The organism is Arthrobacter sp. (genome assembly GCF_048266065.1).
In the GTDB taxonomy this organism is placed as follows: domain Bacteria; phylum Actinomycetota; class Actinomycetes; order Actinomycetales; family Micrococcaceae; genus Arthrobacter_H.
The window spans coordinates 202,266-218,124 of the sequence record NZ_JBLXAH010000002.1; the positions used below are offsets into that span (position 1 = coordinate 202,266).

General features: G+C 64.2%; 9 protein-coding genes and 1 tRNA gene. 1 reads left to right on the forward strand and 9 read right to left on the reverse strand.

What is annotated here, in order from left to right; translation table 11 throughout:
- Positions 1-153: 153 nt before the first annotated feature.
- The 9 genes from ACN0TP_RS04015 to ACN0TP_RS04055 form a co-directional block, all read right to left on the reverse strand.
- Positions 154-2,829: a response regulator transcription factor gene (locus ACN0TP_RS04015; protein ID WP_417216948.1), complete on the reverse strand. Its 2,676-nt coding sequence runs from the start codon at positions 2,827-2,829 to the stop codon at positions 154-156.
- Positions 2,826-5,519, reverse strand: coding sequence for a response regulator transcription factor (locus tag ACN0TP_RS04020; protein WP_417216950.1), 2,694 nt, complete (start codon positions 5,517-5,519; stop codon positions 2,826-2,828). The genes ACN0TP_RS04015 and ACN0TP_RS04020 overlap by 4 nt, the downstream gene beginning before the upstream one ends.
- A gap of 201 nt (positions 5,520-5,720) precedes the next feature.
- Positions 5,721-8,141: a helix-turn-helix domain-containing protein gene (locus ACN0TP_RS04025; RefSeq protein WP_417216953.1), complete on the reverse strand. Its 2,421-nt coding sequence runs from the start codon at positions 8,139-8,141 to the stop codon at positions 5,721-5,723.
- A gap of 138 nt (positions 8,142-8,279) precedes the next feature.
- Positions 8,280-8,351: transfer RNA gene (locus tag ACN0TP_RS04030), tRNA-Gln, on the reverse strand.
- Between the two features lie 50 nt (positions 8,352-8,401).
- The gene (locus tag ACN0TP_RS04035) at positions 8,402-10,222 is read right to left on the reverse strand and encodes an ABC-F family ATP-binding cassette domain-containing protein (protein ID WP_417216955.1); all 1,821 of its coding nucleotides are present in this window, start codon (positions 10,220-10,222) and stop codon (positions 8,402-8,404) included.
- Positions 10,223-10,263: 41 nt separating this feature from the next.
- Complete coding sequence (locus ACN0TP_RS04040; RefSeq protein WP_417216958.1) at positions 10,264-11,184, reverse strand: 4-(cytidine 5'-diphospho)-2-C-methyl-D-erythritol kinase; 921 nt, start codon at positions 11,182-11,184, stop codon at positions 10,264-10,266.
- The gene (rsmA, locus tag ACN0TP_RS04045; RefSeq protein ID WP_417216961.1) at positions 11,181-12,125 is read right to left on the reverse strand and encodes a 16S rRNA (adenine(1518)-N(6)/adenine(1519)-N(6))-dimethyltransferase RsmA; all 945 of its coding nucleotides are present in this window, start codon (positions 12,123-12,125) and stop codon (positions 11,181-11,183) included. The genes ACN0TP_RS04040 and rsmA overlap by 4 nt, the downstream gene beginning before the upstream one ends.
- Positions 12,126-12,257: 132 nt before the next feature.
- A complete protein-coding gene (locus ACN0TP_RS04050; RefSeq protein WP_417216963.1) occupies positions 12,258-13,415 on the reverse strand; it encodes a transglycosylase family protein in 1,158 nt (385 codons plus the stop codon).
- 365 nt (positions 13,416-13,780) lie between these two features.
- Positions 13,781-14,716 carry a TatD family hydrolase gene (locus tag ACN0TP_RS04055; protein WP_417216966.1) on the reverse strand — a complete coding sequence of 312 codons (936 nt, stop codon included), beginning with the start codon at positions 14,714-14,716 and terminating at the stop codon, positions 13,781-13,783.
- Positions 14,717-14,867: 151 nt separating this feature from the next.
- Here ACN0TP_RS04055 and ACN0TP_RS04060 point away from each other — a divergent pair, with 151 nt between their 5' ends.
- Positions 14,868-15,848, forward strand: coding sequence for an AAA family ATPase (locus ACN0TP_RS04060; protein WP_417217486.1), 981 nt, complete (start codon positions 14,868-14,870; stop codon positions 15,846-15,848).
- Positions 15,849-15,859 lie beyond the last annotated feature (11 nt).

Here is a 15,859-nt window from a genome sequence, read left to right on the forward strand (position 1 = left end):
TTCACCAACATGATTCGATTCCCCGGCGCAGTGTCTGGAACAGGCCCTTGACCACAGTGCGGTCTCGTGCGGTTCCATGTTCGTAGCTTAGGGACCGGCCGACCGGCTCACACGCGTGGCCTCTACCCCATGTCGGGGTGCGGACTACGGTGTTTAGCCACGGTTCGTACCTGCGGGTGTTCGAAGTTCAAATAGTTCAGCCCTGTCCGAAATCCCGAGCTTCGAATAGACCCGGTACAGGTGCCCTTCCACTGTCCGTTGCGAGACGGTCAATGTCTTGGCAATCTGTGCGTTGTTCTTGCCGAGCCGAGCCAATTCAACAATCTCCTCTTCTCGATTCGTCAGTTCTGCAATGGACAAGGCTTGGGCAACTATCGGCGCTGGAGTCAGCTCCTGGTCACGCACCAAGGTCATGAGTTCGCGCAACACGGCGCCACAACGCCGAGTATCGCCTCCCGCGGCATAGAGCTGCGCGGATCTGGCCAGGGCCTCGGCCGCAACCCTGAACTCTCGGGCCTCCGCGGCATCCGCCGCGAGGTCCTGTAATCCTGAGGGCACCGTTTGCACCGATGGATCTGCAAGCCTGGCGAGGAACCCAGCGCGTGATCCTTCGGATTTGCCAGCTGAATGGAACAGTTCCCGGTTCGTCACCTGAAAATTCTCCACCTCGAAAAGGTGCTGCTCATGCTGGTAAGCGAGGGTCTCTCTTTGGATTAGGGGGTACCGGCTGAGTTCTCCCATGTGAGGGTCGCTCCGCCCGGCCGCTACAGCGCGGGCCAGGAGGTGCCGCTGCGGCCCCTCAAGGGATGACGCCCCAATCCGCCCGGCCCTTGGCCCCCGGGAAAGTGTATCGAAAGGTGCTGCCTGAGGATGCGCATGTTCGGTCACGTACTCACCGAGAGATTGCGCCAGAGGTAGGAGCATCAAGGGATCACGAAGTGACAGCTCGGCGATAGCAGTCGAGAGTATGCGCCGGGCCATGTCAGATTGGCCCTGCAACATGTGGCCAAGGCCCTGCAATAAGACCGTCATGCCATGTTCATGAAGTAGTCGTCGCACAGAACTCCCGCTTCTAGCCGACAGGAACTCCTCCGCTTCGGCATAACGACCGGAGAAAAGAAGGTTCCAGCAGATCCGGAAAACTACTGCCAGATGAAAACTGCGTGCACCATGCGACGTTTGGTCAGTCATCGACATTGCCTGTCGGGCCATATCCAATGCAGTCTCCGTACGCCCTTCAACTGAATGCAAGTCGGCCAGTAGCAAAAGCGCCACGATCCGCGATTCCTTCGAAAGGTCTTGGTCGTCAACCAAGGCTTCAATCGCGTTGAGCTCGGCTTGTCCAGATTCGGAAGTGTTGACGCGCTGCCATAATTCATAGAGTTCCGACGTGCGCGTGTGCTCTCGGTCTAGCTCGAAGAACCTCGTTTCCGAACCTGTTGGCCGCGGCAAATTGCGCCACACGTCGTCTAGACCCTCGAGTTCACGGCCGCCATTCTCGGCTCTGTAACGGATGCAAGCGAGGAGATTAAGGGTCGATTGCAAGACGCGGGGATCGGAAGTATTTTCGGCCTGCCGCATCAGAAGTGCACGGGCTGAGTAGTGACGCCCGAGACCGACGAGCGTTTGGGCCTCGATGAGCGTTCCCTGTTCCGATGACTCTGAAATTCCTGCCACTGCGCATATCTTCCACGCGAGCTGGTAGTCCATGTCATCGTTTGCCCGTGCGGCAGCGTCTCTGGCGATCGACGCCGGTACATCCGACGATACTTCCAAACTCCAGAGAACTTGGATCGGATTTAGTTCCAGTCCGAGGGACCGCTGCTTATCTGACCACATGGTATGCAGTGCGAGGCTACGGCCCGGCGCTATCGTGTGCCTCAGGACGCTCGCTTGAATCTCTGCTCGGATGGCTACCATCCCGTTTCGGTCCGTCACAAGAGTTCCGGCTTCTAGCAGGTGCCTGTATTCCCCGGCACCAGCGATCGCCAAAAGGGCTTTGGGCTGTGGCCCGGCTAGCGCCAGGATTTCCATGGTTTGCTGCTGACCCGGAGTCAATGCAGAGTGCATTTCACGTACCAGTTCAGTAAGGCCATCATCGGGTTCCGGAGCCAGCCGCGCGATTATCCATTCCCGGTCGGAATCCGTCGCCGATCCCAAGGCCACCGGATCAGATATGAGAATTCCTTGGGCGAGACTCGATCTGACGAACTCCGTGACAAAGCTTGGGTTTCCACCGGTCAGTGAATGGACGACTTCTGCAGTCCCGCGCGACAGCTGGCCTTCCAGCAAGTTGCGGGAAAGCTCTACTACGCCGCGGACGTCCAAAGGCCGCATGACAAGCGTTGTCAGCAGTCCCGCTTCAGTGAGGGAGAATAGTGTGGACTCACCCTCGACGCGACCCGATCCCAGGGCCACGAGCTTCACCGCCGCATTTTCGACAAGCATGGATAGGGCAAAACAGGATTCCGCATCGAGAAATGGCGCGTCCTCCACCACAATTACGGGCCGGGCTGCGCCGGTGTGTGCCGCGCCAATGATGACTTGGAGTTCCCGAAGCACTTTCACGGGGTCATCCGTTCGGTCCAAAGCGCTGAGGTACGGCGACAAAGGACCATATGGAATGTCCGCAAGCGTGGGGCTGCAGTGCAGGCGCATGACGGGTTCGGGAACATCCGGTCGGGCCAGAACGGATTCCACCATTGTTGTTTTACCCATGCCTGCCCCGCCAATTATTACTGCGCCGCCCGGACTACTCGACGTGAGGATCTTGACCAATTCCTGATACTCCGCAGATCGCTCCACAATATGGGGTGACTTCGGGCTCATGGGGCCAGCACCGTCTGGTGGTTGGCCTGGTCAAGATCCGCCAATTCCTGTCGGTTTCTTACTTGGAGCTTGGAGTACACCTGATAAAGGTGCCCTTCGACTGTCCGCACGGACACGCCGCTCAGCCGCGCTATGGCCGCGTTCGACATCCCTTCGATCACTCGCAATGCAATTTGTGCTTCTCGCTTCGTGAGTTCACGAATCCAAGCAGGGTTTTCGCGCTCGATTCCGTTTTCGTCTGGCTGGTTGGGCACCCCAGCTTCGTCAATTTGACGGCTTCGATTTCCTGCCGCCACCACCCGTCGTCGTTCCTTGTTACCGAGGATTGACCACATCTCATTGCCTGATTCGACAGCATAAAGAGAGTGCCCCATTTCGGCTAGGTGTTCTATGGCCGAGCCGAGCGCCGGACCGTCGTCCGTCAGGACGCTCTGTGCCATGTCCAAGTATCCTTGGGCCACGGTTCCGAATTTGGCGTCTACAACTTCGAGAATCCGGCGAGCCGCTTCCTTCTGTCCCAACCGAAGTGCAGTCGCCAGCGTGCCGAGTTCCAACATCACGCAGTTCGCGCTCCGTGCCTGCCCAGCGAGAACGTTCAAACGATTCATGGCAGTGGCAGAGCCGTTGAGGTTGGCGATGCTCAAAGACGACAACACTTCAGCGGCCCAATTCGAAAACCCCAGGGGAAATTCTCGTTCGAGCACCGGACGGTTGCCCAAGAGCAATTCTGCAGCTTCCGAGTTGCGCTCCTGATCCGAGAAACAATAGGCAACTGCCGCTTCAACCAGATTCCGCTGCGCGGGCCCGGACGTGACATTCAATTGAGCCAAAGCTGGGAGCAGGGTTCCGAGCGCTGCATCCGCGGTTCCCGAGAGCGCCCCCAGGATGCCAACCATAGTCGCCCCGAAATTGATGGACCGTGGATCAGAGTATAAGCCACTTGCCAGGCTGCGTGCACGATTCCCCGCTTCTCGCCACGCACCGGTCACCAACTGCACACGCAACATGGCACATTCGATGTCTGCGCATTGCTGGTCTGACATCACCTGATCAAGCACCCCAGTCATGCGGAGGCCATCAAGGTCTCCATCTATGCGCGCAACAAGCGTCAATGCCTCCTGCGGCCGATCGGAGAGTGCCCAGGCTTCGGCTTGGACTGCCATGGCACGGAAGTGGACCTCCTCGGACGCCCACACACTGGATTCAACGGCCTCCAAGACTGCGCTGTCGTCCAAGGCGGAATTTTTCTTGGCGTTAAGCTCGGCCTTTTCGCCTCCAGTGACCGCCACCTGGAGAATTCTCTCGACAGCCGCCGGAGATCCATCGGCAATCGACATCCGGGCTTTGATGACCTGCAGGCTCTGGAACATTTCGTAAAGGCTTACGTCTTCGGGGTTTTGTTCCAACGAAACAGACAGGGTTTCGGCGGCACGTGAAATGGAGGCGCTTGCTCGTCCGTGTCGTCCGAGAGTCATGAGCGCATCGATTTCCGCTTGGAGGATGGTCATCTGCCACTTGGGACTACTGTTCCAAACCTCCGGCGCATAGCCGCCATTGAGTGCGTATTCCTCCACTACGGCAACCAGAGCCTCAAGATTTCCCAATTCCAGCATCGAATTGACTTCCGCCAAAACTCGAGCCGCACGGGGATCGGCATAAACCTTGGACAGCAGCCTGTCCATCTTCGGATCCTGTTGGAGTTCCATTCGATCCCGAAGCAGATGTCCCAACAATGGGACCCGCAGCCTCACTGTGCCGCGGGGCATTTCACCAACATCAACCAATCCGCGTGACCGTAACCCGCTGACCGGCGGCTCCCACTCCGAACCGCGAAGGCGCGCTGTTTCGATCGGTCCACCAGATGCCAGCAACTCAATCAATTCCAATTCGCTCGTATCCAGCGCCGCGATGGTTCGTGTGACATGGGCCCTGGTCGCAGGCCCAACCCGTAGTCCGCCTGGAACAAACACCCAGCACTCATCTTTTAGGGCGAGTTTCCCGCTAGCCACCAGGTCACGAACCAGTTGGTGCAATAGGTCCCGATTGCTGCGGGTCAGGTGCCACAGGCCGGCCGCGGCAAATGTCGAAATAGGGCCGCCCAATTCGGTTTCCAAGTACGCGCGCGTTTCGCTGAATGCCATCCTGTGCACCGCAATGCTGGTCAAGCGACCCGCGCGATATAGCGCCAACAAATCGGTCGGCAAATCAGCGAGTTTTTCGCAGACAGCAACCAGGAATATCTTTTCCATCGCAGCAAGCTGGCCCAATATCGCTGCGGAATCAGCATCGACCAAGTCTGGCGCGCCCAGGGTGACGATGGTGCGTTGGCCATCTCGACACAGCAGATCCGCAAGCCCGTGAACCAATTCGTGACGCGTGGATGCCTGTCCATCGTCAAGCTGGGCCAGCATGAATGACAGCACCCCATATTGCATGCTTGCCGCGTATTTGCTGCCCGTGAGATGCATGATCTGCGGCCGGGCGGCCAAGAGAGAGATGGCTTCCTCGAAGGCCGCACGTCGCCCACTACCTGCCGCGCCCATGAGTACGACGCCGTCGGTTCGAGCGTCCTGCATCGCACTGACCAAGGCTAGTGCCGGCCGCGGCCCGTGAGAGGTCTGGCGAATTCCGCCTGGCGCCACCTCATGTGACTTGGCGATACCCACATTTTTGCTATTCGACTTCAGCAAGATTTGCTCCCCTACCGTCCCCAGTTCGGCCAATAAATCGAGGTCAGCCTCCTGCTCCCCAAAGTACGTCGTAGTAGGCCGGGCCTCTGACGATCAGCGTAGGACGAACCTGCCGAACAATCACCAGTAGAATCAGGGGTCCATCACTCGCTTTTATGAATTCCTACTTAAGTAGTTCAAATTGGCCAGAGAAACACGCGGCTATTCAGCAAGTATTTCCCGGAGCTCCCCTCGACTTGCGACATTGAGCTTTGCATAGACCTGGTACAGGTGGCTCTCAACCGTGCGTACCGAAATGCCGGCCATACGTGAAATCTCGAGGTTCGTATGATTTTTCATGATGAGGTCGACCACCAGACGCTGACGGCTTGTCAACTGGGCGAAAGCCGCTCGCCCCCCCATGGTTCCGCTCTTGCTCGCCAATGAGGCGGCGGGTTCGGCTGCAGCCGCGCATGGACCGTTGATGAGCTCCAGCTGCTTTTGTACGTAATCAGCGAAAAAGTTTTGCCCCATGGCACGCAATAGCAGCGACGCATACTCGAGTTCATGTGGGTCCCGCTCTGTCAGGCCCCGGACGACCCAAGTACATGCTTCCGCAAAGCGGCCATCTGCGTGCCCTGATGCTTCCGCCAACAAGTCGAGGGCCGGCGCATGCCCCAATTGAAGTGCGGCTGAGAGACTCATGAGCTCTTGTGAGACATTGCCCAAGTCATGATCGCGCTGTGCGTACTCCAGCAGGCGGGTAACCGCGTCACTCGACCGTCCCACCAGGCCCATGGCTTGGGCCCACAGGTAGTTCGTTCCCCACCGAATTCTCCATTGGCCGGAGCGCGAATCTAGTGGTGCTTGGTCAACGGCCGAGAGTGCTATGCAAGCTTCTGACAAGTGCCCCGATGCGGCTAAGCCAAGGGCGCGGACGGAGTGGGCCAGAGGCAGTAGGTCGTGCCTGCCCAGTGCTCGAAGTTGCGGTATCTCGGTCTGAAGTCGAGCTACTGCATCGCCATACCGCCCGGAAAGAACTTCGGCGATAGCGGTGTACAAAGAACCGCCATGCTCGCGCCCTTGGGAGTCAGCATCGGCGTCTCCATTCGACAAGGTACCGTCAGCTCGTGCCCACTCGCCGGCTAGTACCTCCAAGTCAAACAACCCGATGCGACATCGTTGAATGAGATTCGTTTCAACGTCTGTTTGCTCCAGGAGATGCAATAGCTCCCGCCCACGCTGCAGACCTCCACGCACATCACCGGTGATCACTTGTCCTTCAATCACCAGTTGATTCCACAGCCAAACAGCCCGCGTAGGCAGTTCCGGTTGAAACGTTCCAGCACGCAACAGGTCCCTGAAATCACCGAGCCACGTCGCTTGGATGACCTCCGCCGCAGATTTGGAAGGCGTCGTAGATTCCTCGCCTCGACCTGTCTTTTGGCCGAGTCCGGTCATCCTCAGATTCCCTACGTGCGACCAGGCATTCACGAATTGCCCCGAAGCCAACAGCGCGCCGATGCGCAAGCCGTTCGACGTACTCGACACATCCGCGGGATCAAGACGATTCAGGAGCTTAACGGCCTCCACAGGAGCTGCGAGTTGGAGCAGATGTTCCGCACCTTCAATGATTCTCGATGGTGAGACTGGAAGCCCACAGCGTAGACGCCAGTGGACGAGCCCGGGAGGGCGATGCATTCCCCTCGAATCAACGTACTCCGTCACGATCTCCAGTAATGTCCGACTGCGACCGGGCGGGACCTGGCCGGCAATGGCACTGGCGTTGATGGCGCCTCGAAGGCTGGCCTCACGCCCTGTATTGTCCCGTAAATGCAAATAGCCCAACTCGTGGACCACGTCGACGGAGTCTGCGCCTCCAATGTCGAGAACCGCCCCCAGCGGCAATTCCCCCGACAAGGCCAACAGTTCGAATACCCGGCGCACGCCCGGCTCGACACCCGCAAGACGTTGCTTCCAGTGCCGGATCAATCGAGAGCCAGGCGGTGAAATCAGGCCGCGAATGGCCCAGACCCCGTCAATCCGCACCAGGAAGTCCAGGTCAATCCAGTCCGACACGATCATTCGCATCATCATGCGATTGCCGGCACCGCTGTTCCAGACCGCGTGGATGGACCGCCCGCTCAACGGCGATCCGAGTCCCCGTTCCAAGAACTCACCCGCGGATTTCAGTGACAGGTCCCGGACCCGACGTCGCTCCAGCTTAAGGTGCCGGGTCAGCGCCGCATCAGGGCTACCCAGGGGATCAGAGCTCGCGGCAATGACAACCGCGCCATGAAGCAAGACCAGCCGGGAGGCTTTCTCGACGTCAGGGCCCGCGAAGGAATTGATGTCCGGGATGTGCAGCACCAATCCGGCGGCCGGCGGGTGCTCCAGGAGGCTGTCCAACTCCGATGATGTGCCGTGGTCGGGCGGACACGAAACTTCCACCACGGCCGATCTTTTCCCGAGCCTGCGAGCAGTCTCAGCGGCAAAATCAACTTGTCCGGCACCAGGTTCACCAAAGAGAAGCACACCCGGTCCGCCCGAGACGGAGCGAACGATTTCAGTGATCCGATCGGCGTCAGTTCCCACTGACCAGTCATGGGAATCGAGCTTCGCAGGATCAAGGTTCGCCGACATCGATTCCCACCTCCCCGGCTCCGCAAAAGATGTGGAGCTATGCGCCACATCATAGTGCGGCTGAAGTGGTGATCGAACCCATGACGTCAATGGCGTGCTCTACATGGCGGCAAATGTCCCGAAACGGCAAGTAGGAGGTTCCGCCCATAGGATTCGAACCTATACTCCACAGCTCCAAAGGCTGGGGTGCTGCCATTACACCAGGGCGGATCGTGCTCCCGGGGGAACACGGTTATCTATTCTGCCATAAACACGGGACGCTACTGCCCGGCGGCTTCCGCCGCCTCGAGCCAGGCTTCCTCGAGTGCCTCGTGCTCGGCCTGCATCCGCTTGAGTTCGGCATTCAACGTGGCCAGCTCCTCAAAGTCCCCGTTGTCCGAGGCCGCCGCCATCTTGGCGTGCAGCTTGTCCTCCTGCGCGCCGAGCTTGGCCAATTGGCGTTCGACCCTGTTCAGTTCCTTGCGGGCCTCGCGCTTTTGGGCCTCCGAGGGGCCGGAGTCCGCCGCTGCGCCGCCCTGCCGCGCTGCATCGGGGGCGGCCGGGCCGGTGGTGGCTCCGGAACCACCCGTTGCCGCCTGCTCACGCAAGTGCAGGTACTGCTCGACGCCGCCGGGCAGGTCGCGCAGCTTGGCGTCGCCGAGCAAGGCCACCTGGTGGTCGGTGACCCGTTCGAGCAGGTACCTGTCGTGGCTGACGACGACGAGGGTTCCGGGCCAGGAGTCCAGCAGGTCCTCGACGGCGGCCAGCGTGTCGGTGTCCAGGTCGTTGGTCGGCTCATCGAGCATCAGCACATTGGGTTCGCCCACCAGCAGGCGCAGCAGCTGCAGGCGGCGGCGTTCCCCGCCGGAGAGGTCGCGGACGGGGGTCCACTGCTTCTCCTGGGTGAAACCGAGCTGTTCGATCAGCTGTCCGGCGGAGACCTCCTTGCCGCCGATCTGGAAGACGTTCTTCTCCTCCTGGATGACCTCGATGACGCGGCGGTCGGCCAACTCGTCGAGCTCGGTGACCTCCTGCGTCAGCACAGCTGTCTGGACAGTCTTGCCGCGCTTGATCCGGCCCTCGGTGGGTTCGACCTGCCCGTTGAGCAGGCGCAGCAGGGTGGATTTGCCGGCACCATTGACGCCCACGATGCCCAGCCGCTCCCCCGGTGCCAGGCGCAAGGTGACGTTCTTGAACAGGGGGGCGGCGCCGTCGTACGCGAGGGAGACATGTTCGAGGTCCAGCACGTCCTTGCCCAGCCGGGCCGTGGCCATCTTCGACAGGGCGACGGTGTCGCGCGGCTGGGGGACGTCGGCGATGAGGTCGTTGGCGGCCTCGATCCTGAACTTCGGCTTCGCGGTCCGCGCCGGGGCGCCGCGCCGCAGCCAGGCGAGTTCCTTCTTGACCAGCTGCTGGCGCTTGTTCTCCACGACCGCGGCGTTGCGGTCGCGTTCGGCGCGGGCGAGGACGTAGGCGGCATATCCGCCGTCGAAGGGCTCGACGATGCCGTCGTGGACCTCCCAGGTGCGGGTGCTGATCTCGTCGAGGAACCAGCGGTCGTGGGTGACGACCAGCAGTGCGCCCTCGTTGGTGCGCCAGCGGCGCTTGAGGTGGCGGGCCAGCCACGCGACGCCCTCGACGTCGAGGTGGTTGGTGGGCTCGTCGAGCATGATGACGTCGTCGTCGCCGATGAGCAGCTTCGCCAGTGCGACGCGTCGGCGCTGGCCGCCGGAGAGGCTGGAGACCTGCGCGTGCCAGTCGACCTCGCCGACGAGTCCGCCCATGACGTCGCGGATCTTGGGGTTGGCCGCCCATTCGTGGTCGGCGGCGTCCCCGACGATCGCCTGCCCGACGTCCAGGTCCCCGTCCAGCACGTCCTGCTGGTCCAGGTAGCCGACGGTGGCGTCCTTGCGTTTGGTCACCCGGCCGGAGTCGGCGTGCTGGCGTTGGGCCAGCAGGCGCATGAGCGTTGACTTGCCGTCGCCGTTGCGCCCCACCATGCCGATGCGGTCACCCTCCTCCAGGCCGAGGGTGACCCCGTCCAGGATGGTGCGGGTGGCGAAGGCGACGGAGACGTTTTCCGCGCCGAGCAGGTGTGCCAAGGTATGTGTCCTTCGTGGGTGGTGTCGGGTGTGCGTGGGGCTCAGATCAGCCGTGCCCCGGGGACGGGGCCGTGGACGACACGGGTGTCGACTCCTGCCTCGTCGATGAGTTGTGTGGCCAGTTGGCGTGCGTGGCCGGGGTCCTCGGCCAGCAGGGCGACCGTGGGGCCGGATCCGGAAACCAGCGCGGTCAGCGCCCCCGCGGTGCTGCCCATGTCCAGCACGGCCTGCAGCTCGGGGGCCAGGTGCACCGCTGCCGCTGTGAGGTCGTTGGCCAGCAGGCCGGGGAGCATGACCAGGTCGTGGTCCACCAGCGCGTGCAGCAGGTCGGGGTCGACGTCGTGCGGGATCTCGACGTCCGCCCCGTCCCGCAGCGCGTCGAGCTGCTGGTAGACCGCAGGGGTGGAGAGCCCGTAGCTGGCCAGCGCCAGGACCCAGTCGGTGCGGCTGCGCAGCAACAGCGGGGAGAGCTGGTCTCCAACACCGAGTCCGACGGCGGCTCCCCCGGAGAGCGCGAAGGGAACGTCGGCGCCGAGCCGGGCTCCCAGGCGCCCGAGTTCCTCGCGGGTCAGTCCGGTACCCCACAGGCTGTTGCACGCCACCAGGGTGGCCGCCGCATCGGCGGAGCCGCCGCCCATGCCGCCGGCAATGGGCACCCGCTTGGTGATCTTCAGGTCCACGCCCGCCGCGTGTCCCGTGTGTTCGGCCAGTAGGCGGGCGGCCCGCACCACGAGGTTGTCCTCGCCCAGCGGGAAGTCCTCGGGATCCTGGACCGCCGTGGAGTCGGCGCTGAGGGAGACGGTGATCTCCGCGTCGTCGCGGGCGGTGGCCGCGACGTCCTCGAACAGCGAGACGGCCAGGTACAGGCTGGCGACCGGGTGGTAGCCGTCGGGCCGCGGGGGGCCGACCCGGAAGTAGACGTTGATCTTGCCCGGTGCCCGGGCGATGACCGGCTGGTTCATCCGGCGGCCCCGGCCCCGTCGGCCCCCGCATGGTGCGCCGCGGCGATGCGTGCGAAATCCTCGATGACCAGCCGCTCCCCCCTGGCCTGCGGGTCCACCCCGGCGGCGCGCAGGGCGCGTTCGGCGGCGTCGGCTCCCCCGGCCCAGCCGGCCAGTGCGGCCCGCAGGGTCTTGCGCCGCTGGGCGAAGGCGGCATCGATCACGGCGAAGACCTGGGCGCGGCTGGCAGTGGTCACCGGGGCGTCCTGGCGTTCGAATCCGACCAGACCCGAGTGGATCTTCGGCGCCGGCCAGAAGACGTTCATGCCGATGACCCCCGCCTTGCGCATCCGCGCGTACCAGGCGGCCTTGAGGCTGGGGATGCCGTAGGTCTTGGTGCCGGGTCCGGCGCAGAGCCGGTCCGCCACCTCGTCCTGGACCATGACCAGGCCGTGGCGCAGGGTCGGGAAGTGTTCGAAGAGGTGCAGCACGACGGGGACCGCGACATTGTAGGGAAGGTTGGCGACCAGGGCCGTCGGGGCGTGCGGCAGTTCGGTGACGCGCATGGCATCGGCAGTGACGACGTCGAGGTTGCCGGCCCGGGCGGGGCGGAACTCGGCGACGGTTCGGGGCAGCCGGGCCGCCAGCTTCGCATCGATCTCCACGGCGACGACCCGTGCCGCGGCGTCGAGCAGGCCCAGGGTCAGCGAGCCCAGGCCGGGGCCGACTTCCAGGACCGTCTCCTCCGGGTCCAGGTGTGCCGCGGCGACGATGCGCCGGATGGTGTTGCCGTCGATGACGAAGTTCTGTCCCAACGTCTTGGTCGGGCGGACGTCCAGTTCGGTGGCGAGGCGCCGGACGTCGGTCGCGCCCAGGAGCCGGTGGCCGGCAGCCTCCGGCGCGCCGGACGCGTCGGTGGCCCGTCCGGGGGTGGGCTGCTGGGTCTGGGAGTCGTCGGTCACGGGTCCAATCCTAGTTGAGGTCGGGCCGGCCGCGATCCCGCGTCCACACCCGGGCTCCATGACAGCGGAGGGCTCCGCATGCTGCGGAACCCTCCGGTGGCCTGCGGCCCGCCGGGCCGGTTGGCTCTCGCCTTAGCGCAGTCCGAGCTTGGACGAGCAGGCGGGCCAATGGCCCCAGCCGCCGCTGGCGCGCAGCTTCTCGGCGACCGCCACCTGTTCGGCGGGGCTGGCCTGGTTGGGCAGCGAGGCGTACTTGCCGCCGCCGGCGCCGAGCCAGCTGCTCTGGCTGAACTGCAGTCCGCCGTAGTAGCCGTTGCCGGTGTTGATGGACCAGTTGCCGCCCGACTCGCACTGGGCGAGGGCCTTCCAGGTGGCGGAGACCCCGCCGGCCGAGGCAGTGGTTCCGCCGGTGGACTCCTGGGCCTTCTTCGGCTCTTCCTTCTTTTCGGGCTTCTTCGTGCCGACGGCGATCTCGGCGTCGACCGGATCGGTGGTGACCTTCTTCTCGACCAGCTTGCGGGACACCTCGTGGCCGTCGTGGGTGGTGATTCGGTAGGTCAGCGTCCGCACGCCGTCCTTGCCGGCGGTGACGGTCTTGGTCTTGCCCCGTTCCAGGTCGTTGTCGGAGGTCTTCTCGACGCCGTGGTCCACGGTCTCGGTGACGGTCTTCGTGGTCGTCTTGACCCGGACGATGACGACCTCGTGGCCGTCCTTCACCTCGGTGTCGGGGGCGACGGAGAGCTCGTCGTCGGAGCCGAGGTCCACCCCGGCGTCCTCCAGGGCCTGGCCGACCGTGGGTTCGGTGGTGGTCAACCGGCGGGTCTTGCCGTCCACTGTCAGCTGGAGGGTCTTCTGCGTGGAGATCTCCAGCGGGCTCTTCAGCGCCGCCAGTTCGAGCTGGGGGCCGGTGGAGACGTCGGCCGAGTCACCGACGTCGAGCTGGTTCAGCACGTCGGCGACGGTGAGTCCGGTGGTGTGGACCACCCGGTCGATGCCGTCGATGGAGACGTCCACGCTCTTGTTGCGGTTCAGGGTGATGGTGGAGCCGTCGTCCACGGCGGCGTCCAGGGCCGGGGAGACCCGGTCCCCTGCGGCGACCTCGATGTCAGCTGAGGCGAGCATTTCGGCGACGGTCTTGCCGTAGGCCTGCACGCTGCGGGTCTGGCCGTCGACGGTCACGGCGACCGTCTTGTTGGCGCCGACGAAGGAGACGAGGCCAAAGATCAATGCGGTCAAGGCAACCGCCTGGGCGCCGGTCTTGACCCAGCGGTTCTTGAAGGCTTTCTGCACGGATTTCCAGTCTGTGGGATGCTCCGGGCACGGGGGAGATAGCCGGGATCGGTGGGCCTCCCGATTCACACGGAGGGCCGGGTCCCGGCGTTCTTGCAGTGGTTCGCGCGCAGGCAGGTGCCGATTGGGCGTACGAACGGAACGTCCAAGCGGTGGTTGACTACCTGTGGTCGAGCCCCGAAGACCTTCCCCGATCCCGGCTACTCTGGATCTACCGTAACCGATTCGTTATTTTGTGACAAGCTTTCACACGGCATTGGCGCGGATCGGCCGGATCCCTGCCGATGACATCGGTGCGTTTCGTGATGAATTCCACACCACGGTGACAGTACCGTGACCTTCCCGAGCCGGCGGGCTGGGCCCGGCTAATCGGCGAAATCCCCGTACGCCGCAGTGGTGTTCGCGGCGATCCGCGCGCACAACCGATCCACCCCGGTGTCCAGCGTCGCTGCCATGGAGCGGACCGTATAGGGGATGAGGTAGCTGGCGTTCGGGCGGCCCCGGTACGGGTGCGGGGTCAGGAACGGGGCATCGGTTTCCACCAGGACCAGCGAGGGGTCGGCGACCACCAGTGCCTCGCGCAACGCGTGGGAGTTCTTGAAGGACACGGTGCCGGAGAAGGAGAGGTACCAGCCGTTCGCGTTGCAGATCCGCGCCAGCTCAGCGTCACCGGAGAAGCAGTGGAAGACCACGACGTCCGGCACCGCGGACTCCCCCAGGATCCGCACGACGTCCTCGTGCGCATCACGGTCGTGGATCTGCACCGCCGTGCCGTGGGCCCTGGCGATTTCCAGGTGGGCCCGGAAGGACTCCTGCTGGGCGGGGCGGCCCGGCTCCCCGGTACGGAAGTAGTCCAGGCCGGTCTCCCCCACGGCCCGCACCCGCGGATGCCCGGCGAGCGCCTCGATCTCGGCGAGCGCCGCCTCGAGGCCGCCCTCCGCCGCGAGGACCGCAGCATCGTTGGGGTGGATGGCCACCGCGGCCAGGACCCGCGGATCGGCTGCTGCAGCCGCGACCGCGAAGCGCGATGATTCCACGTCGCAGCCGACCTGGATGATGCCGTCGACCCCGACGGCGCCTGCCGCGTCCAGCGCCGGCCCCACGCCCACCGCGACGTCGACGCCACCGAAGTCCAGGTGGGTGTGGTTGTCCACCACCGGGACGGCCAGCGGTTCCGGGGCCGGCGGATAGCTGGTGTCCCGTTTCCCTCCCTGTGCCTGAGGGGCATCCACCCGGTAGGCCGGCGGGGTTTCCCCCGGCGTCGCCGCCGGGTCCTGGTTCGCGTGGGGGGTGGGGCACATGGGGGTCTCTCCTGCCAGAGGGGGGGGCATCGGCGTCGTGCCTAGGCTACCTCCGGAGGGCACCGGTCCCGGCGAGGGTGTCCCACGTCACCGCATTGATGGGTAGGCTGTGCAGCAGGAACCCGCAGCAGCCACCGAGGGAGCACCAGCAGTGTCGACAGCCACGGAACTCGCGTTGCCCTCCGCCGAGGAGTTCGGCGCCGTCACCGCCCGGATCCTCCAGGCCATGGCCACCGTGATCGACGGCAAGGCCGACGTCGCCCGCACCGCCTTGCGGGTGCTGCTCGCGCAGGGCCACCTGCTGCTGGAGGACGTCCCCGGCGTGGGCAAGACCCTGTTGGCCAAGACGCTGGCCCGCTGCGTGGATGCCAGCGTGAACCGCATCCAGTTCACCCCCGACCTGCTGCCCTCCGATGTCACTGGCGTGTCCATCTACAACCAGGACACCCACGGCTTCGAGTTCCGCCGCGGACCGGTGTTCGCGAACCTGGTGATCGGCGACGAGATCAACCGGGCCTCCGCCAAGACGCAGTCGGCCCTGTTGGAGTGCATGGAGGAACACCAGGTCACCGTCGACGGCGCCACCCACACCCTGGCCGAACCGTTCATGGTCATCGCAACGCAGAACCCCATCGAGCTCGAGGGCACTTTCCCGCTGCCCGAGGCCCAACGTGACAGGTTCATGGCCCGGGTGTCCATGGGCTACCCGGACACCGCCGCCGAACTGGCCATGCTGCAGACCCACCAGTCGGCCTCCCCATTGGAGCGGGTGCGGCCGGTGGTCGACACCGACCTGCTGCTGCGCCTGATCGGCTCGGTGCAGGCGGTGCATGTCTCCACCGCGGTGAAGGAATACGTCGTGGCGCTGGGCCAGGGAACCCGTACCCACCCCGATGTCCGCCTCGGCGCCAGCCCGCGGGCCCTGCTGCAGCTGCTGCGCGCTGCCAAGGCCGAGGCGGCGCTGAACGGACGCGACTTCGTGCTCCCGGACGACGTGGTGGCCAACTGCCCCTCCGTGCTGGCCCACCGGCTGGTCCTGCATCGCCGGGCCGAGGTGGCCGGCACCACAGTGCAGGACATCGTCGAGTCGCTGCTGGCCCAGGTGCCCGTGCGCACCACGGCCCTGCGCTGACGGGCGGGCCT